Below are 23,051 nucleotides of genomic sequence, written 5' to 3'. Positions count from 1 at the left end.
CACGGTCGGGCGCGTTGTCCGTTCGGTCCGAAGTGGAGTTTCCGAGCCCTTCGGTCCCGGTTTCCCCCCGCCCCGTAACGACGCGCGCGGCGGGGGCGAGGACCGGGGCACGGGGAGGAGGCTGCCATGACAGCGGAAGTCGACCGGCGGACCGTGCTGGCGGGAGTGGGCGCACTGGGCCTTTTGGGGCTGCTCCAGGGATGCACCGGCGAGAGCCAGCCGCCACCGGACGGTGGTTCGGGTGCGGCGGACGCGCTGCGGTCGTTGCGGGACGCGGTGCGGCGCAGTCCGGACCACCTGGCCGCGCGGGCGGCGGCCGTGGTGGCCGCCAAGGACGCGGACGCCATCACGCGGTTCGTGCGGGACAACGTGACCGTGCGCCCGCACCGACCCAACCGGGCGGCCGAGACCGACCGCCGGTGGGGTCCGGCCGCGACGCTGCGGGCGGGCGCGGGCACGGCCCGCGACCGCGTCGAACTGCTCGCCGCGCTGCTGACCGCCGCCGGCGTGCCCGTGGCGGTCATGGACGCCGACCGACCGGCCGCGGTCACGGTGGCCGACCTGTACCGGCTCCGGCTGCCGGAGTTCGCCCCCGACAAGGACTTGCTCGACCAGGTCGCCAAGGCGGCGAAGGTCACCGTGCCCGCGCCCACCGGGCCGTCCGCCGCGGCGGAGATCGAGAAGCTGGCGGGCGCGATCGTGGCGGCGCTCCCGGCCGACGCGGCCGCCGCGGTCACGGTCCGGACCGACCTGCTGCCCGACCGGCTGCCGCTGGTGCGGTACGAGGTCGGCGGCCAAACGCGGTACGCCTTCGCGGTCGGCGCCCTGGACCCCACGACCCAACCGTCCGCGCGGGTCCGGGCACTCGACCCGCGACCCACCACGGACACGATCACGGTGGCGCTGCGCGGTTTGTGCCAGCCCGCCGCCGGGAGTCGGACGCCGCGCGGTGAGGTGGTCACGTTCGCGAGCGCGACCTGGCCGGTGGACCGGGTGGCGGGGCACCCGATCACGGTCACCTTCGACGCCGCGGCCTCCCCCACGACCGTCCTGACCGCCGGGCTGAGCGCGGTGCCGACCCGGGTCCCGTCGCTGCGCCTGCAAGCGGCGATCCCGGACGCGGTGTCGCCGTTCGGTCCCGTCGAGGAGGACCCGCTCACCGTCAACGGCGCGCCGATCACCGTCTTCGGCGATGTGTTGGCGCTCGACGACAAGGGCATGCCGAGCGGCCCCTTCGGGAACCTGGTGCGGCTCTCCGCGGCGGACCTCGACAAGGCGCGGGCGAACGCGCGGACCGTGCGGGTCAAGGCCGATCCGTCGGCGTTCCCGGAGGTGGCGCTGGAGGTGACCGTCGCCGACGGCGCGGGCGGGTCGGTCGACGGTCTCGACGCCGCGTCGTTCGCGTGCGCGGAGGACGGCGCCGCCCGGCCGTGCGCGCTGCTGTCGAACGCGCCGGACACCCGCCGACCGCGCGTCCTGGTCGTCTTCGACGGCAGCGGCTCGATCACCGACGCGTTCCCCGACCAGGCGGCCCGGACGGCGTTCAACCACACCGTGGCCAAGGCGATCGTCAACGCCGCCGCGACGCGCGCGTTCGACGTGCAGGTCGCGCCGGTCGGCGCCACCCCGAGCGCGGGCGACTGGACGCCGCCGGACGAGCAGCGGCTGGCGACGTCGTTCGAGGCGTTCAGCTTCTCCGAGATCTGGCGGTCGGTCGCCGCGGGCGGGACCGTCGGTGGGGCCGCCGTCCTGGTGCTGATCAGCGACAACGTCTCCGGCGACGAGCCGGGGAAGATCGCGGCGCACCAGGCGCAGGCGCGGTCGCACGGTGTGCCGGTCATCTGCCTGCCGGTCGGCAAGGTCGACGCCGCCACCACCGACAAGATCGTGGAGCTGACCGGCGGCGCCCGGGTCGACCCGCTGGCCCCGGACGCGGGCACACGGCTGGCCACCGCGCTCGGCACGCACCTGGCGTCGCGGACGGGCACGATCTACCGCCTGCGCTACCGCGCCCCACTCGAGGGCAAGCCCGCACGGACGGTGTCGGTCGCGGTGGAGGCGGCGTCCGGCACGGACACCTACACCGTGCCGGCGGCCGACCAGCGGATCCCTCCCCCATCGATCGTCGGCGTGTACCTGGAGGTCGACACGGGCGAGACCCGCGACATCCGCAGACTCGGCGGCGTGGGCCTGACCGGCAGCGGTCGACCGACCGACGACCCACCCACCGCCGCCGACGTCGCCGACGCGCGCAGTGTGCTCGACGGCCTGACCACCCTGGTCATCGAGCCGGACACACCGACCCCGGCCGCCGTGGTGGACGACATCGTCGGCGCCCACCTGAGCTGGGAACCGGTGCGCCCCAAGCTGCCGAACCTCAAACCGGACGACCTGGCGGACGTCGCCGCCGGGGTGCGGCGGTACCCGGGGCTGCTGTCGGCCCTGTTCGCGCCCGCGACCGGACTGGCCCAACCGGACGGGAAAGCCACCACCGGCACCGGCTGGCGCGCGTTCACCACGGTGGTGGTCAGCCAGCGCCCGAACCCGGCCGAGAAGGGCCTTCTCTCCACAGTGGACCTGAGCCCCGAGCTGAACAAGGTGGGCGTGGTCGCCGCCGACCGCGCGCAGGCGCTGCGGGACGGCGTGCGCGCGTCCCTGGCCCTGTCCACCGGGGAGAGCCTGTCCGGGGACAGCGCGCACGGCAGGTTGCTCGACCGGCCACTGAGGTACCTGCCGATCGGCACCGGTGTCCCCGACGACGTGAAGGCCGGGTTGCCGCCGAGCGCCGCGGCGGTGCTGGCCCGGACCCTCGACCGCTACGCCGGATACCACCGACTCGTACCGGCGAACGGCGCGGTGAACGCGTTCTGGGTGGTGGAACCGTTGACCGGCACCGCCACCGCGGTCCTGCCCGACGGCACCGGGGGCGTGCGGCAGCAGGCCGACAAGGACGTCGACCTGCTGCTCTTCGCGCTCCTCATCGCGACCCTGGTCGCCGGGCTGGGCTGCAACCTGATCGGCGACGCGTCCCGGGGACCGGTCTACTACCTCGTCTGCATCGGCTTGACCATCGAGTCGATCGCCCTCACGGCGGCGGGCGTGTTCCCGCCGGACAAGCCGCCCACCTTCACCACCGTGCCGTTCAGCGTGTTCTCCACGCTCCTGGGCCTCGGCCTGTCCGGCAAGACCGCACTGCCCGGCCGGATCGGCGTCACCCTGGTGATCGCGATCCTCACCATCCTGTCCATGGAGTCGTTCTGACCCCGGTCAGCAGTGGATGTCCTTGAGCAGCTTCTCCGCCTCCTTGATGACCTTCTCCTGGTGTGGTTGGAGTTCCTGCTGCCCGAGGTTGTCGAGCCCGAACGGACTGGGGAACGGTTCCTCCACACCGGCCAGCTCCTCCAACACGGCCAAGAGGCAGAAGGGCGTGTAGGACTCGTTGTAGCCGCCTTCGTGCACGCCGACGATCCGGCCGCCGCAGTGCCTGCCCGCGGCCTCGACCAGCATCGAGGTCAGGGCGCGGTACCCCTTGGGTGTGATCATCATGCGGCCCAACGGGTCCAGCGCGCTGGAGTCGTAGCCCGCCGCGATGATGATCAGGTCGGGGTGGAAGCGGTCGAGGGCGGGGATCACGACCCGCTTGAAGGCTTCCTGGTAGCCGCCGTTGCCGGTGCCGGGTGGCAGCGGGAGGTTCAGGGTGTAGCCGAAGCCCGCGCCCTCGCCGCGTTCGGTGCTGAAGCCGGAGTTCCCGGGGAAGAACCGGTCCTGGTGCAGTGAGATCTTCAGGACGGTCGGGTCGGCGTAGAACGCGGCCTGGGTGCCGTTGCCGTGGTGGACGTCGAAGTCCACGACCGCGACCCGCTCGAGGCCGTGCGTCTCGCGCGCGGCCTTGATGGCGATGGCGATGTTGGCCAGCACGCAGAACCCCATGCCCTGCTCGGCCACCGCGTGGTGCCCCGGTGGTCGGACCAGGGCGTAGGCGGTGTCGACCGCCGAGTCCAGTACGGCCTGGACAGCGGTGATCGCCCCGCCCGCCGCCAAGCGCGCGATGTCCACGCCGCCGACGCCGAACTTCGTGCCGCCGTCCCCCGCGTCGCCACCCGTGTCGTTCAGGCCGACCAACCGCTCCAGCTGCGCGGGGGTGTGGACGGCGAGGATCTCCTCGTCGGTGGCCGGTCGCGGCGCGAGCCGCGTCAGCCGGTCGATCAGGCCGGACACCACGACCAGCTCGTGGGCGCGGCGTTTGGACTCCGAGTACTCGAAGTGGTGGAAGGGCTGGAGGCCCCGTCGTGGGTCGGCGGGGAAGAACCCCGCCTGCGTCCCGGTGTCGTGCCACCCGTACAGCTCGTGATAAACGTAACCAGTTGCCACATTTACCACTGTGGACCGTCCGCTGTACGTCCGACCAGGGTCCGAGGGCCGGGTGCCGATCTTCTCGGCCCTCCAGCAGTTTCACGCCCCAGACAGCGCGGTCGGAACCTGGCAGACCATCCCTGTTAATGGGATTTCCTTGACCATCGGTTTGCTTGATCCCCACTCGGACACCACCGGTGACCGCGCTCGATACCAGCGCCCCCACCAGCCGATGCCCTGATCCGAACAGCCCAAGGCGGCACCACGCGGCGTCGACGAAGATTTGCCAAATCTTTGACAATTGGCAAGTGGAGTTTTCGATCTCTTGACTGTTGGTTGACCAAGTTCGATGCTCACCGCGCTCGGTGTCGTCCCACTCCACTCCAGCGGTGTTCTGCTCTGCCCACGAGGCGGAAACCGGCCGTGCCGTGCGCAACCCTGCACTAAGGAGCATTCGATGAAGCGCAGAACGATGGCGGCCGGTGTCGCCCTCGCCGTGCTGGCCGGGACGGCGGTCGCCCTGACCGTCAGCCCGGTATCGGCCAGTGAAGGCCAGCAACCCCAGGGCCAGAGCCCGCAGGCGCTGGCCGTCTCCGCGGCCGACGTGGCCGCGAGCAGCGGCTTGGACGCCCTGGCCAAGGGCCCGGACGAGAGCTACGCGCGCGACCTGGTCACGCCGTACCTCAACAACCTGTACTCGGTGAGCTACCAGCGCAGCTACCGCGGCTTACCGGTCGTCGGCGGCGACGCCACGGTCCTGGCCGACGGCCAGGGGCGCGTGCAGGCCGTGATGGCCGCGACCAAGGCGAAGGTGGCCGTCCCCGGCACCACCGCGCGGGTCACCAAGGCCGCCGCCGAGGCGACCTCGCGCGGCCTGCAGGGCAAGACCACCAAGGTCGAGTCCGCCCGCCTGGTCGTCAAGGTCACCGCCGACAAGCCCGCCCTGGCGTGGGAGCACCTCGTCGTCGGCAGCACCAAGGAGGGTGGCCCGAGCCACCTGACGGTCTGGGTCGACGCCAACTCCGGCGCGGTGCTGGACAAGGTCGAGGACGCCGCCCACGGCACGCTGAACAGCGAGTGGAACGGCAACGTCACCATCGACACCACCAACTCCGGTGGCACCTACCGCATGGTCGACCCCAACCGCCCGGGCCTGCAGTGCTCGGACTACAGCGGCGGCCAGGTCTTCTCGAAATCGACCGACTCCTGGGGCACCGGCAACGCCACCAGCCGCGAGACCGGCTGCGGTGACCTGCTCTACGGCGCGCAGCAGGAGTGGAACATGCTGCGCGACTGGCTGGGCCGCAACGGCCACACCGGCTCGGGCCGCAGCTGGCCCGGCAAGGTCGGCCTGAACCAGCAGAACGCCTACTGGGACGGCTCCACGATCACCATCGGCTACAACTCGGCCAACAAGTGGATCGCGGGCATGGACGTGACCGGCCACGAGTACGGCCACGGTCTCGACCAGAACACCCCGGGCGGCACCTCCCAGGAGGCCGGGCTCGGCGAGGCGACCGGTGACATCTTCGGCGCGCTGACCGAGGCCTACGCCAACAACCCGAAGGACCCGGCGGACTACCTGGTCGGCGAGACCATCAACCTGCAGGGCCGCGGTCCCATCCGGAACATGTACAACCCCTCGCTGGTCAACAGCGACCCGAACTGCTACAGCTCCTCGATCCCCAACACCGAGGTGCACAAGGCGGCGGGCCCGCTGAACCACTGGTTCTACCTCCTCGCGGAGGGCACGAACCCGGGCGGCGGCAAGCCGACCAGCCCGACGTGCAACAACACCACGCTGACCGGTGTGGGCATCCAGAACGCGGGCAAGATCTTCTACGGCGGCATGCTGCTCAAGACCTCCGGCATGACGCACCGCAAGTACCGGATCGCGACGCTCACCGCGGCGAAGAACCTGGACTCGACCTGTGGTCTGTTCAACAAGACCAAGGCCGCGTGGGACGCGATCACCATGCCCGCGCAGACCGGTGAGCCCACCTGCACCGGCACGCCCGGCAACGAGTTCTCGCTGTCGCTGAACCCGTCCTCGGGCTCGGTCGTCAAGGGCAACTCCGCCACCTTCCAGGTCGCCACCCAGACGACCTCGGGCTCGGCGCAGAACGTCACCCTGTCCGCCTCGGGCCAGCCCAGCGGCGTGACCGTGTCGTTCACCCCGTCCTCGGTGCAGACCGGCGCGTCCTCGACCGCCACGGTGAACGTCGCCTCGACGGTCGCCAACGGCACCTACACCATCACGGTCACCGCGGCGGGCGCCACCAGCCACACCGCGACGTACAGCCTGACCGTGACCGGTGGCGGCGGCCCCGACCCGGACCCGACCGCGCCGAACATCGACGTGAACGCGGTCTCCGCGCACCTGTCGCAGCTGGGCACCATCGCGTCGCAGAACGGCGGCAACCGCCGCGCCGGTAGCGCGGGCTACACCGCGTCCGTGGCCTACATCAAGGGCAAGCTGCAGGCGGCGGGCTACTCCGTGGTCGAGCAGACCTGCTCCTCGGGCTGCACCTACCGGTCCAACAACCTGATCGCCGACTGGCCGGGCGGCGACGCCAACCAGACGATCATGTTCGGCGCCCACCTCGACGGCGTGGCCGCGGGCCCGGGCATCAACGACAACGGCTCCGGCTCGGCCGCCCTCCTCGAGGTCGCGCTCCAGCTGGCCGCGAAGAACCCGACCATGGCCAAGCACGTCCGGTTCGGCTGGTGGACCGACGAGGAGCAGGGCCTCAACGGCTCGAAGTTCTACGTCGGCCAGCTGACCGCCGCGCAGCGGACCGCGATCAAGGCGTACTACAACTTCGACATGATCGGGTCCCGCAACGGCGGGTACTTCATCAACAACATCAACACCACCCAGTCGCAGCCGCTGCGGGAGTACTGGACCTCGCTGAACCTGGCCCCGGAGGAGAACGTCGAGGGCGCGGGCCGCTCCGACGACTACTCCTTCCAGCAGGCGGGCATCCCGTCCTCCGGCTACGCCACCGGCGCCTCCGCCCGCAAGACCTCGGCGCAGGCCACCAAGTGGGGCGGCACGGCCAACTCGGCGTACGACTCCTGCTACCACTCGGCGTGCGACAACACGAGCAACATCAGCACGACGCACCTGGACCGCGCCTCGGACGGCATCGCCTACGCGCTGTGGAAGCAGGCCGTCACCAGCACGCCGCAGCCGGGCCAGGACTTCTCGGTGGCGCTGAGCCCGACCTCCACCTCGGTCCAGCCGGGTGGCACGGCGAGCACCACGGTGTCGACCCAGACCACGTCCGGGGCGGCGCAGACCGTGACCCTGTCGGCCACCGGCGCGCCCACGGGCGTCACGGTGTCCTTCAACCCGACCTCGGTGCAGACCGGTTCGTCGGCCGCGGCGTCCATCTCCGTCGGGTCCTCGGTGGCGCCGGGCACCTACCCGATCACCATCTCCGGTGTCGGCACCGCGACCCGCTCGGCGACGTTCACGCTGACCGTGGGCACCAACCCGGGCACCTGCTCGGGCGCCAACGTCATCCAGAACGGCGGCTTCGAGAGCGGCACCGCGCCGTGGACCACCACCTCCGGGGTGGTCGACAGCTCGGCGCAGGAGGCGGCCCGCACCGGCTCCTGGAAGGCGTGGCTGAACGGGTGGGGCAGCCCCCGCACCGACAGCGCGGCGCAGACCGTCAGCATCCCGTCGGGCTGCACCAACTCGACGCTGACCTACTGGCTGCGGATCACCACCGCGGAGACCGAGAGCGTCGCCTACGACCGCCTGACCGTGACGGTCAACAACGCGACCGTGGCGACCTACTCGAACACCGACGCCGGTGGCGGCTACGTCCAGCGCACCATCAACGTCGGCCAGTACGCGGGCCAGTCGGTGACGGTCAAGTTCAACGGTGTTGAGGACGCGAGCCTGCAGACGAGCTTCCTCATCGACGACGTGGCCCTGCAGACCAGCTGACCGGGCAGGGCAGTCTGGTAGGTAGTGCCGCATAGGTGGGGTGGGACCGTGGGGTCCCACCCCACCTTCGTCTTTCGCGGACATCCCGGGGAGAACCGCACTCCACTCGGCACAACACCGTCAAACCGAGGAGGGAGCGGGGCGATGGTGGTACGGCAGTGGACCGGCCGGGGCGGGCCGAAGCACCGGTCGATCGTGGTGGTCGACATGGTGGGGTCGTCGCGGTGGGACAACCTCGGGCAGGTTCGCGCGCGCCGAGCGCTGGACCTGCTGGTGCGGGCGGCTTTCCGCGACGCCGGGATACCGTGGTGGCGGCTGCGGGTGGAGGGCACCGGGGACGGGATGATCATCCTGGTGCCACCGGGGATATCCAAGGTGGACCTGCTGGACCCGGTGGTGCCGCGGCTGGCGGCCGGGTTGCGCGAGTACAACTCGGTGGTCGCGGCGCGGCTGCGGATCCGGGTGCGGATGGCCGTGCACGCGGGTGAGGTGCTGCGCAGCGAGGTCGGCTGGGTGAGCACCGAGGTCGTCAAGGCGTGCAGGCTGGTGAACGGGGAGCCGCTGTACGTGGAGCTGGACCGGTCGCCGGAGGCCGATCTCGTGGTCGTGGTCTCGGAGGAGATCCACGAGTCCGTTGTCCGGCACGGGTACCGGGGCATCGACCCCGGGGCGTACGTGCCGGTGCGCATCGTGGTCAAGGAGGCGGACCTGCACGCCCGCCTGCTCGTCGCGCACTGAACGCCGGCAGGGGCCCGGCGATCTCGTCGCCGGGCCCCTTCTCGTGCTGTCAGGCCGGTTTGCGGACGAGTAGCGTTGCCGTGCCGCGGCCGGCGAATACGGTGTCGAGGCTTGTCGCGTACTCGACCGTGCCCGCCTCGGTCACCTGGAACGGGCGGTTGACGTTGCCGGGGGCGACGACGACGTGGTCACCCGGCAGCAGTCGCACCGCGTTCGGCTGCCGCGCGTTCATCACGCCGACGCCGGTGATGACGACGGACTGCCACCCGCTGTCCCGCGCGTCGATGGTGATCTCCCGCCCGTGCGCGGCGAGGGTGGCGGTGCCTCCGCCCGTCAGGGTTCCCGCCAGTCCGGTGTCGTAGTGCACGGTTCCGTCGGCGGCGAAGGTGAAGGGAACCTTGACCCCGGCGGCGGTGAGCAGCGTCTGCGCGCCGGGCAGCAGCCGGAAGGTGTGCGTGGGCGCGGCGGTGTGGAAGGCGACACCACCCGCGGTGACGTTGGTGTAGGTGAGGTCCCGGGCGTCGAGGGTGACCGGGTATCCGTGCACGGCGACCGTGGTGGTGCCCCGGCCGGTGAGCAGGCCGTCCACGGACCGGTCGTACTCGATCCGGCCGTCTCGCGTCACCGCGAACGGCACCGCGTTGCCGTTGGGCGCGTCGACGCGGTGCGCGCCAGGGAGGAGTCGGTACGTGCGCACGGCCTGGGGTGTCTGCGCGCCGACCGAGTTGATGGTCATCGTGTAGTAGTCCACATCGGACACGTCGACTTGGATCGGCAGACCGTGCACCGCGACAGTCGATGTCCCGGCGCCGGAGAGCAGGCCCGTCTCGGTCGCGTCGTACTCGACCTTTCCGTCCGCGGTCAGCCGGAACGGCAGTGAGTGTCCGCTCGAGGTGAGCACGGCCTGGTTGCCCGGCAGCATCCGGAAGGTCCGGACGGCCTGCTTGGGCGGCCATCCCGCGCCGCTCAGGGTCACCTGCGCGTGGTCGAGGTCGGTGGTGTCGAGCGTGACGGGCAGTCCGTGCGCGGCGAGTGTGGTGCTGCCCGCGCCGGTGAGCAGGCCCTCCAGGTTCGCGGCGTAGGCGATGTGGCCGTCTTCGGTGATGGTGAAGGGGACGGAGTTGCCGTTGTTGGCGACGAGCGAGTACGAGCCGGGGATCAACGCCCTGGTGACGACGGGTTGGTACGCGGGCCATCCCGAGCCGCTGACCGACACGTTGCCGTAGTCCAGGCCGCGTGTGTCGAAGGTGATCGGGAAGCCGCGCACGGCCAGGGTTGACGTGCCCGCGCCCGCCAGGACCCGCCCCAGAGCGGGGTCGTAGGTCACCGCGCCGGTATCGGTCACCTGGAAGGCGAGGGTCACGCTGCCCGGGCCGAAGATGGCGTGCTTGCCGGGGAGCAGTTTCAGCGTTCTTGTCGTGTGACCGTTCCACGAGGACATTCCGGGCACGGTCGTAGAAGTCCAGTCCACGCCGGTGGTATCGATGGTGACCTCGGAGCCGTGCACGGCGACGGTATCCGTGCCGGTACCGGTGAGCCTGCCCTCCAGGGCCGGGTCGTAGGCGACCCGGCCCCCGGTGGTGACGGTGAACGGGACGGTGACGGAGTTGCTGGTCACGACGGTGTGGTTGCCGGGAAGCACGCGGAAGGTGTGGGTCGCGGCGGGGACGTGCATGGCGACGCCGCCGAGGGTCGTGTTGGCGTAGCTGATGTCCCGGTTGTCGAGGGTGATCGGGACGCCGTGGACGACCAGGGCGGACCCGCTCACGGTGAGGACGCCCGCCGCGGACGGGTCGAACTCGACGGTGCCCGAGCGGGTGAGGGTGAACGGGACGAAGTTGCCGTTGGGGGCGTCGACGCGGTGCGCGCCGGGCAGGAGCCGGTAGGTGCGCACCGTGGTCGCGGTCTGCCACCCGGCGGCGTTGACGGTCATGTTGTAGTAGTCCACATCGGACACGTCGACGCGGACGGGGAGACCGTGCACGGCAACGGTCGAGGTGCCCGCGCCGGTGAGCAGGCCCGCTTGTGGGTCGTCGTACTGGATCTTCCCGTCGAGGGTGACGCGGAACGGGACGAGGTGCCCGCTCGTCGTGGCCACGTTCTGGTTTCCGGGTAGGACCCGGTAGGTGCGCGTTGTCTGCCTCGGCGGCCACGCGGCGCCGTTGATGGTCGAGTTGGCGTGGTCCAGTTCGGTGGTGTCGAGGACCACGGGCCGCCCGTGCGCGGCGAGGGTCGGGCTGCCGGCGCCGGTGAGCAGGCCCTCCAGGTTCGTGGCGTAGGTGACGTCCCCGCTGTCGGTGACGGTGAACGGGACGGAGTTGCCGTTGTTGGCGACGAGCGAGTACGAGCCGGGGAGCAGCCGTCGGGTGCTGACGGGACGGTAGACCGGCCAGCCGGTGCCCGCGACGGAGGTGGCGCGGTAGTCCAGCCCGGTGGTGTCCAGGGTGATCGTGTGCCCGTGGACGGCCAGGGTGGAGGTGCCCGCGCCGGTGAGGGTGCCTTGGAGGGCGAGGTCGTAGACGACGTGGCCGTCGCCGGTGACGGTGAACGGGATCTGGTTGCCCGCGGCGGGGACCACGAAGTGCTTTCCGGGCAGCAGGGACCGGCGGCGGGCCGGGTCGTAGGGGAGCCAGCCGGTGCCGGTGACCGTGACGTTCTCGTAGTCGAGGTCGGTGGTGTCGAGGGTCAACTCGTGCCCGTGCACGGCCAGGGTGGACGTGCCCGCGCCGGTGAGGGTGCCCTGGAGGGTGGGGTCGTAGGCGATGTGGTGGTCGGCGGTGACCTCGAAGGTGACCTTGGCACCTGCGGAGACGGTGAGGGTGTGCTGACCGGGGGTCAGCCGTAGCTCGTGGGTGCGGCGGGCGTCCAGCACGCCGGGTTGGCCGGAGACGGTGAAGGACTCGTAGGACAGACCGGTGACGTCCAGGACCACGGTCTCGCCGACGGGGGTGGGTGGTGGGGTGGTCGTCGTCGGCGCCGGGGTCGTGGTGGTGGTCGGAGTCGGCGGGGGCGTTGTGGTCGTCGGCGTCTGGGTGGTCGTCGTCGGCGTCTGGGTGGTCGTCGTCGGCGTCTGGGTGGTCGTCGTCGGTGGCGGGGTCGTAGTGGCCGGTGGTGGCGTTGTGGTCATCGGAGCCTGGGTGGTCGTGGTCGGCGGCGAGGTTGTCGTAGTCAGCGGCGGAGTCGTGGTCACCGGCGGCGGGGTTGTGGTCGTCGGTGGTGACGTTGTGGTCGTCGGGGTTGTGGTCGTCGGGGTTGTGGTCGTCGTTGTGGTCGTCGTTGTGGTCGTCGGCGGCGGGGTGGTCATGGTGGTGGTCGGCGGTGGAGTTGTCGTCGGCTGTGGGGTGGTCTTGCCGGGTTCCGTGGTGGTGGGTGGCGTGGCCGTGGAGTGGGTCGTCCCCGTGGTCGGGGCGGGGGCCGGGGATGTCGTGGTGGGGTTCGGGGTCGGTTGGGGGCCGGTGGCGGTGGGGGCGGCCTCGGTGGTGGCCACGCTGGTCACCGCGACCGGCACCACCGGGTTCACGCCGTCGCCGGGCCGCGCGGGGTCGGCGCCCGCGACGGTGCTGGTCGGCGGTCCGCCCGTGACCGGCCCGGCCGTCGAGTCCCCTTCCGGCGCGAGCACGGCCAGCACGACCGCCGCCGTCACCACGACACCGCCCGCCGTGACCGCCACGATCCGCTGGACGACGTCGGGGTGGTGCTGCACGAACCGGATCGCCGCGTCCGGCCGGGGTGCCGCGGCCACCCTCGACGCCAGCGCCGTCCGGACGCGACCCAGCAGCCCCGACTCGTCGGCGATGAGCGGCGCGGGCACCGCGCCCAGGGCGACCGTCCCCGGCGCGGCGGGTGCCTCGGCGGCGCGGCTGAACAGGGCGGCGACCGCGCGACGGCGCTCGTCGTCGTCCTCGGGCAGGCCGACCAGTCCCGGGCCCAGCGCCCACCGGCTGAAGTCCTTGGCCTGCTTGGCCCGCAGCGCGCAGGCCGGGCAGCCGTCGGCGTGCTTGAGCACCTTCCGCGCCTGCGTCGGGTCCAGCACCAGGTCGCGGCCGACGGGCTGGTCGGGGCGCAGGACACCGTCGAGGGTGCCGACCAGCGCGGTGCAGTCGCCGCGCCCGGTGCGGGCGATGACCAGCGCGGACAGCATGTCCAGCAGCTTGGTCCGGGAGCGGTGGAACTGCCGGTTGACGACGTCCACCGGCCGCCCCACGGCCGCCGCCAGCTCGGTGCCGACGACCATCCGCCCCCGGCTGCGGGTCAGCTCGATGTGCGTGCGCATGATCGGCGCCAGCTCACCGCCGAGCCCGTCGGCAGCCGCCACCACGGTGTTCCACAGGTGCCGTTCGCCCAGCTGGACGACCAGCTGCTCGGGCTGGTCGGGCAGCTCGGTTCGGTCGAGGTCGAACGCCGGGTCGGCGGTCGGCTGAGCCACCTCGTCGGGCATCCCGGTCGGACGGCGGCTGCGCTGCTCGTACCACCGCCGGAGCACGTTGCGGGCGATCCCCGCGCCCCAGGCGCCGAGCGCCTCGGGCCGCTGGCCGCCGCGCAGCCCCTCCAACGCCCGGGTGATGACCTCACTGGCCAGGTCCTCCACCTCGCCGGGGTCCACCCGGGACCGGAAGAAGCCGCGCAACCACGGCCGCCACCGCTCGAACAGTTCCCGCTGCGCCGCGGGTTCCCCGGCCCGCAACCGCTCCACCAACGCCCGCTCGTCATCCATGACGTCCTCCGAGGTCGTTCCGCCTGGTCGGAAGTCCTGTGCGGGCACGGACGCCGTTCTCCCCGAAACCGCCTGAACAAATTCCGCGGACGCGCCCACACCCCGGCGAACAGCGGCCCGACCGGCACCCGGTCACCCGTCCCGCCCCCTGGGGCAGCGCCACGCGGCCGGAACCTTCGAGCCGCCCGGGCGCCGCCCTCCCCGAACAGGCCGCTCGCTACCCAGCGCGCAACCGACCGGACAGCACGGTGTCTGTCCCGAGGTCGCGCCAGAGCCCGGTTCCGGTCCGGGCGCGTCTCCGGCGAAACCGCCCGAGCGGATCCGCCGCGTCGCGGCGCGCAGTGGCCCTGCCCGCACCTCGCGCACAGCCGCTCCGCCAACACCGGGTCGCCGCTCACGACATCTCTCCCGAGGTCGTGCCACCTGGCCGGATGCCCGCTGCCGACCAGGACGCCATCCTCTCGACCCGCACCGGCGATCGGAACCGCCTCCGGGCGAATGGCCTGCTTCTGTCACCAGCCTTCGGGTGTGGCGCACCGGTTGCCGTGTCACCCGGTGCGCAGCACACGCCAGGGTCGTTTGTCATCCGGTGGGCCAAGCGTCCGGTTGGTGGAACGGCGTGACCGCGCGGCCCGGCGGCGGGAGAATCCGGGAGGACGGGTGTCAACGAGAGGTGTGGTCGTGGAACCGCTGCGGAGGTTGGGCTTCCTCACCATCGGGTTGTTCGACGGTGCGGATCCGCGGGCGGGGCACGAGAGCACGTTGCGGATCATCGAGTTGGGTGAGCGGCTCGGGTTCGACAGCGCCTGGGTGCGGCACCGGCACCTGCAGTACGGGATCTCCTCGCCGGTGGCGGTGCTCGCCGCGGCGAGCCAGCGCACCAGCCGGATCGACCTCGGCACCGCCGTCATCCCGCTGGGCTGGGAGAACCCGCTGCGCCTCGCGGAGGACCTGGCCACAGTGGACGTGCTCTCCGGCGGCAGGCTGAACCCGGGGGTGAGCGTCGGGCCGCCCGGGCACTTCGCCGCCGTGCGCGACGCGCTGTACCCGGACACCGCCGACCAGGAGGACTTCGGTTACCCACGGGTGCGCAGGCTGCTCGACCTGGTGCGCGGCGAGCCCGCGTCCGACTTCAGCGGCACCGAGGGCTTCGAGTCCTTTTCGGACCGCGTGCAGCCGCACTCCCCCGGCCTGGCGAGCCGGATCTGGTACGGCGGCGGCAGCCTCGGCTCCGCGCGCTGGGCAGGCGAGACCGGGCTGAACCTGCTGACCAGCAACGTCGTCAAGGCCGAGGACTCGGCCGACTTCGACCGGATCCAACTCCGGCTCATCCGGGAGTTCCGCGCGCACCACCCCGACGGTGACAAGGCCCGCGTCTCGCAGGGCCTGGTCGTCATCCCGACCGACTCGGCGACCCCGGAGCAGCGCGCGAAGTACCTGGCGTACGCCGAGAGCCGCACCCCGCGCACGAACTCCCCGCAGGGACCGGCCCGGATGCTGTTCGCCCGCGACCTGGTGGGCAGCTCGGCGGAGATCGTCGACCGGCTCGCCGCGAACACCGCCTTCGGCGAGGTGTCGGAGGTCGCGTTCGCGCTGCCGTTCACCTTCGACCACGACGACTACGTCCAGATCCTCACCGACATCGCCACCCGCCTAGGCCCGGCCCTCGGCTGGCGACCGACGACCTGACGCCGCTCGCGGCGGGGTCGTCCCCGGTGGTGGCGGGTTTGCAGGGGCCCGCCACCACCGGGTACCGGATCAGGCGGGCGTGGCCACCGTGCCCGCCACCACGTCGTTCACCCACGGCAGCACCGCGTCCCGCACCCGCACCCGCCGGGGCAGCAGGCCGTTGGCGGCGAGCAGGTCGGCGGCGCGCTGCTGCTCGTCCAGGAACGCCGCGTCGACGGGGTTGATGCCGAACGGCCGGTTGCGCAGGGCCCGCTCCCACGCGTCGAGATCGGCCGCCACTCCCCTGGCCTCCGCGTCGTCGACGAAGAACCGCGCGGCGGCGCGCGGGTTCTCGGTGATCCACCGGTCCGACTCCTGCAACGCCGCCACGATCGCGGTCAGCGCCTCACGGTTGTGCTCGGCGAAGTCGCGGCGGGTGAACCACAGGGACGGGTGGCTGAACAGGCCCTCGGTGTGGATGAGGGTGCGCACCTCGGTCCGCGCCTCGACCTGGTCGAGGTCCGGGTAGGAGCCGGTCCACGCGTCGATGTCGCCGTCGAGGAACAGCCGCGCGGCGTTCGCGCCGGCGTTGACCGGTTCGACGTCGGCCCAGGTCAGGCCCGCCTGGTCGAGGGCGAACAGGAGCAGGGTGGTCTGCCACGAGCCGTGCGCGACGCCGACGCGCTTGCCGCGCAGGTCGGCGACCTCCTTGATCGGCGAGTCGGCGCGCACCACGATCCGGCCGTTCTCCACGCGCGGGCCGGAGACACCGAGGTAGACGACGTCGTGGCCGGCGCCGAGGGCGGTGATCGGCGGGGTGAAGCCGGTGCCGATGACGTCGTAGCCGCCGTCGGCGAAGAGCTGGTCGCTGTGCACGGTCGGCAGGCCCGACCGCGGGTCGGGCTGCTCGCCCTGCGGCAGCGACCGCAGGTCCACCCAGGTGACGTCCGGCAGCTCGCGCTCCAGGATTCCGGTGTGCCGCAGCACGAAGAGCGAGTTGTTGTGCGGGAAGTACCCAACGCGAACGGACATGACAAACCTCCATGCGGATACGGTGAAGAGACCCCGAAAACAGGGGAAGGGAGAGTTACTTGCCAGGCAGCAGCAGCGCGGCGACCCGGTCCACACGGGCCAGTGCCTGGTCGACGAACCAGCGGACGCGGTCGTCGGTGATCAGTTCCGGGGTGGCCCGGAGGGTGAGCGCGGCGTAGCCGAAGCCGTCGGCGTCGAGGACCGGCACCGAGACCGACCGGATGCCGACCTCGCTCTCCCCGTCGTTGACCGCGTACCCGGCCACCCGCACCCGCGCCAGCTCGGCCCGCAGTTCGGCGCGGTCGCCGATGGTGCGGTCGGTCAGCCGGACCAGCTCGGGCAGCGCGTCCAGGTCGTCCTCGCCGGGTGGCGCCCAGGCCAGCAGCACCTTGCCCATGGCGGTGGAGTGCAGCGGGGTGCGGATGCCGTCGGAGGACTCGGCGCCGACCGTGCCGCCGATCAGCACGAGCGCGTCGTGGCCGCTGCGCACCGCGATGCTGGCCGACGCCCTGGTGGCCCGGCCCAGCGCGGCCAGCACCGGGTCGAGCCGGTGCAGGCCGTGCCGGAAGTAGTGCAGCTGGCCCAGCTCGGCAACGGTGGTGCCGAGCCGGTAGCGGGCGGTGGCCGCGTCGCGTTCGAGGAAACCCGCGGCGACCAGGGTCAGGACCAGCCGGTGCGCGGTGCTGACCGGCAGCTCCAGCGCGCGGGCGATGTCGCTGACGCCCAGCTCGGGACCGAGGTACCGGAAGCACTGCAACACCCCGAGGGCGCGTTGCACGGCCTGCGCGCCCGCCGGGGCCGCGCTGGTCGCCATCACCGGCCTCCCGCTCCGTCGTCGGCGGTCAGTCTACGCACTCAGCGTCACCGACTCGGCCGGTGCGCGCTCCCCGGGCCTGCCGCGCAGCAGCGGCAACACCCCCTCGGCGACGTGGTACGCCTCCTCCAGGTGCGGCCCACCGGCCAGGATGAACGACTCCACACCCAGGTCGATGAGCCCGTCGAGCCGCTCGGCGACCTGCTCGTAGCTGCCGACCAGGCCGAACGCCGGACCGGGCCGCATCAGCGCGAGCCCGGCGAAGACGTTCGGCTCGACCTCGAAGTCGCGGTAGCCGGTGAACGACTCGGGCTGGAAGCCGACCGCGCGGCGCACCCCGAACGAGTCGCCGCCGTCGCGGGAGAGCTGCGCGCGGACCGCCTCGGGCCGCACGTGCCGCCAGCCGCGCTCGATCTCGCCCCACGCCTCCTCGGCCGTCGGCCGGGCCAGGACGTCGACCCGGACGGCGAACCTGGGGGCGGCGCTGTGCGCGCGGACGGCGTCGAACTTGGCGCGCAGGGCGTCGAAGGGCTCCAACCAGGACAGGTAGTTGTCGGCGTGCCGCCCGGCGGCCGCGATGGCGGCGGGCGAGGAGCCGGAGAAGAAGACCTCCGGGAACGGCAGCCCGGCGAGCGGTCCGGGCAGGCCGGCGCCCTCGACGCGGTAGAACCGGCCGTCGAAGTCGAACGGTCCGCCGTCCCACACGCCGCGCAGCACGTCGAGGAACTCCGAGGTGCGGGCGTAGCGGTCGTCGTGCGCGACCTTGTCGCCCCACCACAGCTGCGGGGGTCCGCCGCCGCCGGTGATGATGTTGTACGCGACCCGGCCCGCCGAGGCGCGGTGCAGGCTCGCGGTCATCCGCGCGGCCTGCACCGGGTTCAGGAACCCGGGCTGGAAGGCGATCATGAACTTGTACGTCTTGGTTTCCCTGGCCAGCGCCGCCGCCACGGCCCACGGGTCGTCGGTGCCCGCGAACGAGGGCAGCAGGCCGCCGTGGAAGCCCAGGCCCTCCGCCGCCTTCGCGGTCTCCACGAGGTAGTCGAGCAGGCCGTAGCCGTCGGGTTCGCCGCCGCGCAGGCCCGGGGTGATGCTGTCCGGTCCGGCGGGCGCCCAGTCGCCGCGGGACTGGCGGTGGGCGGTGCGCAGCGAGCCGGGGTCGCCCGCCATGCCGATCCGCCACCAGATGTCGATGCTCATGTCACGCCCTCCCGGCGAGCAGTGGCCGCACGTGCTGCGCGATCCGCAGTGCCTCTTCCAGCCGGGGCTCGGCGGAGAGGAAGAAGGTGTCGACGCCCCGGTCCGCGTAGGCCAGGATCCGGTCCGCCACCTGCTGGTACGTGCCGCGCAGCCCCGCCGGGCCGCGCAGCTCGACCTCGTCCTCGCGGGTGTGCACGGACGCTTGCAGCGCGGGCCGGACCCGGGGGTCGAGGCGCGCCAGGTGCGCGTCGAGGTCCGGGGCCAGGTCGAACACGTGCACGTCGGCGTGCTCGGCGGACAGCGCGAACGCCTCGTCGGAGGTGCCGGACAGGTACACGGTCGGGAACGGCAGCCCGGCCAGCGGGCCCTCGAAGCCGCCCCTGACGACCTCGTAGAACCGGCCGGTGAAGTCGACGTCCCGCCCGTGCCACACGGCCTTGGCCACGGTCAGGAACTCGGCGGCGCGGGCGTAGCGGTCGGGGCCGGTGACGAAGTCGCCCTGGGCGCGCTGCACGCGCTCGTCGAGGTCCACCTCCAGCCGCCACGACAGCCTGCCGCCGAAGGCGCGTTGCAGGGTCGCGGACAGCTTCGCCGCGTAGACCGGGGTCGCGATCCCGGCCGGGAACCCGGCGACGACCTCCAGGTACCGGCTGTCGCGGCCGAGGGAGCCGGTGACCACCAGCGACTCCTCTCCGTGCGGGTCGTACGGCGTGTAGACCCCGGCGAGCCCGCCGAGTTCGGCGGCGCGGGAGATCTGGTGCAGGTAGTCGAACGGGGTGAACGCGGGGCCGCCCACGCGACCGTCGGTGAGGAACCCGGGCAGCGCGGGCGCCGGGGCCCAGCCGCGAGCCGTCTTGCCGTCGCCCCGGGTGGGGATGGTCCAGATGATCCGTGGTCCGCTCACCGGTCCGCCTCCAGCCGTGCCCAGGCGCGGGCCAGCGGCTCGGGCGCGGCCCAGGCGTCGACGTCGATGTCCCGGGCGAGGAACCCGTGCGCCAGCAGGAAGTTCTTCTGCCGGGTCAGCAGGGACAGCCGCGCCTCGGACAGGTCCGGGTGCAGTGACCGGTGGAAGCCGTCCCGGTACGCGAGTTCGACGCCCTTGGCGCCGGAGCGGGTCTCCCTGGCCAGGATCTCCCGCACGCTGTCGAGGTTCTCCGCCGCCCAGTCCGCCGCGCGCAGCGTCCGCACGAGGAACCGCTCGACGAGGTCGGGCCGCTCGTCGAGGAGCTGTTCGTGCACGGTGATCGGCCGGGGCGTGCCGTTGTTGACCCGGAACCGCTTGTCGGCGAAGGAATCCAGGTCGATGCCGACCACCAGGCCGTGCGCCACCGCCTGCTCGGCGGCCTGCGCGCCCTTGATGTAGACGGCGTCCACATCGCCCGCGGTCAGCGCCTCGATGCCGAACAGGGAGGACCCGCCTTCGGCACCGCGGCCGACGTCGCCCTGACCGGTCGGCACCTCGACGAGGGTGACGTCGGCGATGGTCAGCCCGGCGGTGCCGAGCGCGCCGACGAACCCGTGCAGCGCCATGGCGCGCGGGAAGCTGCGCGCCCGGTCGGCGGCCAGCGCGGGCAACGCGACCCGCTTGCCCGCGAGGTGTTCGGGGGCGGTGATGCCCGCGTCGGGCCGGACGACGATCACCTGGGACTCGTCGATCCAGGTCAGCCCGATCAGCCGGGTCGGCGCGCCCTCGGACTTGGCGACCAGGGCGGGCACGTTGCCGCCCTCGCGGAACAGGCCGACGAGGCGGTGGTCGAAGTGCCGGGCGGCGATCTCGGGCGCGGCGTCCTGCAGCACACCGACGTCGAGGCCGTCGGCGGCGTACTCCTCGGTCAGCCAGCCGAGGTTGTGCGCCAGGCCGCTGGCGGTGGGCACCGGGCAGCGGGTGTACCAGATCCGGTTCTGCTCAAGCGTGAGCGTGCTCATCGGTGCTCCTGGGGGATGGCCGGGACGTGACGCCCAGCGCGGAGAGGTAGTCCTTGCGGTGGGCGATGACGGCGGGGTCGTCGCGGTCGCGCGGGTGGGGCAGGTCGAGGCGGCGGTCGAGCGCGAAGCCGCCGTCGCGCAGGACGATCGCGCGGTCGGCGAGCAGCAGCGCCTCGTCGACGTCGTGGGTCACCAGCAGCACCGCCGGGCGGTGCCGGGCGCACAGGTCGGCGACGAGTTCCTGCATCTGCAAGCGGGTCAGCGCGTCGAGCGCGGCGAACGGCTCGTCGAGCAGCAGCAGCTGCGGCTGCCGGACCAGGGCGCGGGCCAACGCGACCCGTTGCGCCTCGCCGCCGGAGAGGGTGGCGGGCCAGGCGCGGGCCTTGTCCGCCAGGCCCACCTCGGCGAGCGCGGCGAGACCGGGCTCGCGGACCGCCCGGCCGCGCTGGCCGATGGTGACGTTGGCCAGCACCCGGCGGGCCTGGACCAGCCGGGGTTCCTGGTAGACGACCGTGCGCACCGGGGGCACCAGCACGGTTCCGGCGTCCGCGCGTTGCAGGCCGGACAGCAATCGCAGCAAGGTTGTCTTGCCGGTGCCGCTGGGGCCGAGCAGCGCGACGAACTCGCCGGGCGCGATGTCCAGGTCGATGCCGTCGAGCACCCGCTTGTCCCCGAAGGACTTGCGGACGCCGCGCAGCCGCACGACGGGGTTCTCGGTGGTCATCCGCTCGCCGTCCCGTGTCGTCGCCACGGCATGGCGGTGCGCTCCGCCAGCCGGATCAGCAGGTCCACCGCGATCCCGATCAGCGCGTAGATCACGATGCACAGCACCATGTAGTCGTTGCGGTAGTACTGCTGGGCCAGGGTCACCAGGTAGCCGATGCCCTCGGTGGCGCCGACCTGCTCGGCCGCGATCAGGCCGACCAGGCTGATGCCGAGGCAGATGCGCAGCGCCATCAGGATGTTCGGCAGCGCGCTCGGCACGATCACGCCGACCGCGAGCCGCCAGCCGCGCAGGCCGAACCCGCGCGCCGCCTCGACCACCTTCCGGTCGACCGAGCGCACGCCCAGGTAGGTGTAGGCGTACATCGGCGAGGCGGAGGAGACCGCGATCAGCGCGACCTTGAACGCCTCGTCGACGCCGAACCAGGAGATGAACAGCGGCACCAGGGCCAGGAACGGGACCACGCGGATGATCTGCGCGGTCGCGTCCACCAGTTCCTCGCCGAGCCTGCTCAACCCGCTGATCAGGCCCAGCACCAGCGCGGCGCTCACGCCGATGCCGACGCCCAACCCGGCGCGGCCGAACGAGGCGACCGCGAAGTCCCACAGCTGGCCGGTGTTCACCAGTTCCACCAGGGCCTGGAGCACCTGCCCCGGCGACGCGAGCACCTCGGTGGACACGTGTCCGTGCGTGGTCGTGTACCACCACGCGACGAGGATCAGCGCCGGGACGCTGCCCCGGATGGCCAGCGACAGCCACCGGTTGCGGGACTTCGCGCCGAGGAACTCCGGTTCGGCCAGCGCCGGTGCTTCCGCGCGGTTCACGCGGGCGGGCGCCAACGTCATTTCCGCTCACCCCAGGTGTAGAACACCTTCTTCGGGTCGGACGCCTTCTCCAGGACCTTGTTGTCCACGAACACCTTGGACACGCCGTTGAGCCGGGCCTCGTCCTCGGGCTTCGGGAACCGCAGCACGTTGTCGTAGCGGGCGACGGCGATGTTGTTCTCCAGTTGCAGACCGGTCGCCGCGGTCGGCCCCTCCGCGGCGAAGACGTTCTGGAACTTCTCCGGCTCCACCTTCTCCTGTTCGTCCAACTGGGACAGCACGTCGATCAGGGTCCGGACCACCTCGGGGTTCTTGTCGAGCAGGTCGGTGCGGGCGACGAACATGTTCAGGTCGTCCGAGGGCAGGTCACGGCCGCGGAAGATCACCCGGGCGCCCTTGGCGAGCGCCTGCGGGAAGGCCCGGACGATGGCCACCCAGGCGTCGACCTGGCCGGAGGCGAAGGCGGACGCGGCCTGGTCCTGTTGCAGGTAGACGCGTTGCACCTCGCTCGCCGGGATGCCCGCCTCCTTGAGCGCGAGCAGCAGCAGGTACTCGCCGCGCCCGGCCTTGTTCACCGCGACCCGCTTGCCGCGCAGGTCCTGGATCGTCTTGATAGGACTGTCCGGGCGCACGACCAGCCCGTCACCCGCGCCGGCGCGCGAGTCGGTGACCACGTCCTTGACCGCGACGACGCGGATGTCGTCGGAGGTGGCGAGGTAGCCGAGCGCGGGCGAGAAGGCACCCTCGGCGAAGTTGACCGCGCCGGAGTGGATCGCGTCGGTGGTGGCGGTGAAGGAGACGTACGAGCCGCCCCACTCCACCTTGGCGCCGAGCTTGGCCAGCGGCGCGTCGAAGCTGCCGTTCTTCTTGGCGTAGGCCAGGGGCCCGTAGTTGCCGGGGTCGGTCAGCTTGACCACGACGGTGTTCGAGTCGGTGCCGGAACCCGCGTCCGCGGTGCCGCAGGCGGCGAGCGCGGTGGCGAGGACGACCGCCGCGGCGAGTCGGGGAAGTCTGGAGGAGTGCGCGAAAATGCCCATGAGCGTGCCTGTCGCCTTGTCGCGAGGAATCAGGTGAGGGAGGGGTCGCCGGGGAGCCGCGGG

14 protein-coding genes are annotated in these 23,051 nt (G+C 72.2%); 4 read left to right on the top strand and 10 right to left on the bottom strand.

Annotated elements, in window-relative coordinates; translation table 11 throughout:
- The first annotated feature begins 126 nt into the window (after nucleotides 1–126).
- On the top strand, nucleotides 127–3,261 hold the full coding sequence (locus tag CLV40_RS12525) for a hypothetical protein (protein ID WP_104479018.1): 3,135 nt from the start codon (nucleotides 127–129) through the stop codon (nucleotides 3,259–3,261).
- Nucleotides 3,262–3,267: 6 nt separating this feature from the next.
- Here CLV40_RS12525 and CLV40_RS12520 read toward each other — a convergent pair whose 3' ends face one another.
- Nucleotides 3,268–4,371, bottom strand: a complete 1,104-nt coding sequence (locus CLV40_RS12520) for a class II histone deacetylase (protein WP_104479017.1) — start codon at nucleotides 4,369–4,371, stop codon at nucleotides 3,268–3,270.
- A 439-nt stretch (nucleotides 4,372–4,810) separates the two neighbouring features.
- Here CLV40_RS12520 and CLV40_RS12515 point away from each other — a divergent pair, with 439 nt between their 5' ends.
- Together CLV40_RS12515 and CLV40_RS12510 are read left to right on the top strand one after the other, a co-directional pair.
- The gene (locus CLV40_RS12515) at nucleotides 4,811–8,314 is read left to right on the top strand and encodes a M20/M25/M40 family metallo-hydrolase (protein ID WP_245931242.1); all 3,504 of its coding nucleotides are present in this window, start codon (nucleotides 4,811–4,813) and stop codon (nucleotides 8,312–8,314) included.
- A gap of 144 nt (nucleotides 8,315–8,458) precedes the next feature.
- Entirely contained in the window at nucleotides 8,459–9,052 is a 594-nt protein-coding gene (locus tag CLV40_RS12510; protein WP_104479015.1) for a hypothetical protein, read from the top strand.
- A 49-nt stretch (nucleotides 9,053–9,101) separates the two neighbouring features.
- Here the strand turns inward: CLV40_RS12510 and CLV40_RS37955 are convergent, their stop codons facing one another.
- Complete coding sequence (locus CLV40_RS37955) at nucleotides 9,102–13,766, bottom strand: RNA polymerase sigma factor (RefSeq protein ID WP_181043461.1); 4,665 nt, start codon at nucleotides 13,764–13,766, stop codon at nucleotides 9,102–9,104.
- Between the two features lie 675 nt (nucleotides 13,767–14,441).
- On the opposite strand from CLV40_RS37955, the gene CLV40_RS12495 reads away from it, so the two are divergent.
- Nucleotides 14,442–15,455, top strand: coding sequence for an LLM class flavin-dependent oxidoreductase (locus tag CLV40_RS12495; RefSeq protein ID WP_104479013.1), 1,014 nt, complete (start codon nucleotides 14,442–14,444; stop codon nucleotides 15,453–15,455).
- A gap of 69 nt (nucleotides 15,456–15,524) precedes the next feature.
- Here CLV40_RS12495 and CLV40_RS12490 read toward each other — a convergent pair whose 3' ends face one another.
- From CLV40_RS12490 to CLV40_RS12455, 8 genes are read right to left on the bottom strand one after another with little or no spacing between them, the layout of a single operon-like run.
- Entirely contained in the window at nucleotides 15,525–16,466 is a 942-nt protein-coding gene (locus tag CLV40_RS12490) for an ABC transporter substrate-binding protein (RefSeq protein WP_104479012.1), read from the bottom strand.
- Nucleotides 16,467–16,521: 55 nt separating this feature from the next.
- Nucleotides 16,522–17,280 carry an IclR family transcriptional regulator gene (locus tag CLV40_RS12485; protein ID WP_104479011.1) on the bottom strand — a complete coding sequence of 253 codons (759 nt, stop codon included), beginning with the start codon at nucleotides 17,278–17,280 and terminating at the stop codon, nucleotides 16,522–16,524.
- A 33-nt stretch (nucleotides 17,281–17,313) separates the two neighbouring features.
- Nucleotides 17,314–18,477: an LLM class flavin-dependent oxidoreductase gene (locus tag CLV40_RS12480; RefSeq protein WP_104479010.1), complete on the bottom strand. Its 1,164-nt coding sequence runs from the start codon at nucleotides 18,475–18,477 to the stop codon at nucleotides 17,314–17,316.
- Between the two features lies 1 nt (nucleotide 18,478).
- Nucleotides 18,479–19,381: an LLM class flavin-dependent oxidoreductase gene (locus CLV40_RS12475; RefSeq protein WP_104479009.1), complete on the bottom strand. Its 903-nt coding sequence runs from the start codon at nucleotides 19,379–19,381 to the stop codon at nucleotides 18,479–18,481.
- Nucleotides 19,378–20,403, bottom strand: a complete 1,026-nt coding sequence (locus tag CLV40_RS12470; RefSeq protein ID WP_104479008.1) for an ABC transporter substrate-binding protein — start codon at nucleotides 20,401–20,403, stop codon at nucleotides 19,378–19,380. The genes CLV40_RS12475 and CLV40_RS12470 overlap by 4 nt, the downstream gene beginning before the upstream one ends.
- Entirely contained in the window at nucleotides 20,384–21,127 is a 744-nt protein-coding gene (locus tag CLV40_RS12465) for an ABC transporter ATP-binding protein (RefSeq protein WP_104479079.1), read from the bottom strand. The genes CLV40_RS12470 and CLV40_RS12465 overlap by 20 nt, the downstream gene beginning before the upstream one ends.
- The gene (locus tag CLV40_RS12460) at nucleotides 21,124–21,972 is read right to left on the bottom strand and encodes an ABC transporter permease (protein WP_104479007.1); all 849 of its coding nucleotides are present in this window, start codon (nucleotides 21,970–21,972) and stop codon (nucleotides 21,124–21,126) included. Before CLV40_RS12460 ends, CLV40_RS12465 begins: the two co-directional genes overlap by 4 nt.
- Entirely contained in the window at nucleotides 21,969–22,988 is a 1,020-nt protein-coding gene (locus CLV40_RS12455) for an NrtA/SsuA/CpmA family ABC transporter substrate-binding protein (protein WP_104479006.1), read from the bottom strand. Before CLV40_RS12455 ends, CLV40_RS12460 begins: the two co-directional genes overlap by 4 nt.
- Nucleotides 22,989–23,051 lie beyond the last annotated feature (63 nt).

It is taken from the genome of Actinokineospora auranticolor, from assembly GCF_002934265.1.
Taxonomy (GTDB): Bacteria; Actinomycetota; Actinomycetes; order Mycobacteriales; family Pseudonocardiaceae; genus Actinokineospora; species Actinokineospora auranticolor.
The sequence above is the reverse complement of the archived record's forward strand: the minus strand, read 5'-3'. Positions and strand labels throughout refer to the sequence as shown.

Coding starts and splice junctions, on each gene's coding strand:
- CLV40_RS12525 (WP_104479018.1), top strand. CDS start 127: ATGACAGCGGAAGTCGACCGGCGGACCGTGCTGGCGGGAGTGGGCGCA.
- CLV40_RS12515 (WP_245931242.1), top strand. CDS start 4,811: ATGAAGCGCAGAACGATGGCGGCCGGTGTCGCCCTCGCCGTGCTGGCC.
- CLV40_RS12510 (WP_104479015.1), top strand. CDS start 8,459: ATGGTGGTACGGCAGTGGACCGGCCGGGGCGGGCCGAAGCACCGGTCG.
- CLV40_RS37955 (WP_181043461.1), bottom strand. CDS start 13,766: ATGGATGACGAGCGGGCGTTGGTGGAGCGGTTGCGGGCCGGGGAACCC.
- CLV40_RS12490 (WP_104479012.1), bottom strand. CDS start 16,466: ATGTCCGTTCGCGTTGGGTACTTCCCGCACAACAACTCGCTCTTCGTG.
- CLV40_RS12485 (WP_104479011.1), bottom strand. CDS start 17,280: ATGGCGACCAGCGCGGCCCCGGCGGGCGCGCAGGCCGTGCAACGCGCC.
- CLV40_RS12480 (WP_104479010.1), bottom strand. CDS start 18,477: ATGAGCATCGACATCTGGTGGCGGATCGGCATGGCGGGCGACCCCGGC.
- CLV40_RS12470 (WP_104479008.1), bottom strand. CDS start 20,403: ATGAGCACGCTCACGCTTGAGCAGAACCGGATCTGGTACACCCGCTGC.
- CLV40_RS12465 (WP_104479079.1), bottom strand. CDS start 21,127: ATGACCACCGAGAACCCCGTCGTGCGGCTGCGCGGCGTCCGCAAGTCC.
- CLV40_RS12460 (WP_104479007.1), bottom strand. CDS start 21,972: ATGACGTTGGCGCCCGCCCGCGTGAACCGCGCGGAAGCACCGGCGCTG.
- CLV40_RS12455 (WP_104479006.1), bottom strand. CDS start 22,988: ATGGGCATTTTCGCGCACTCCTCCAGACTTCCCCGACTCGCCGCGGCG.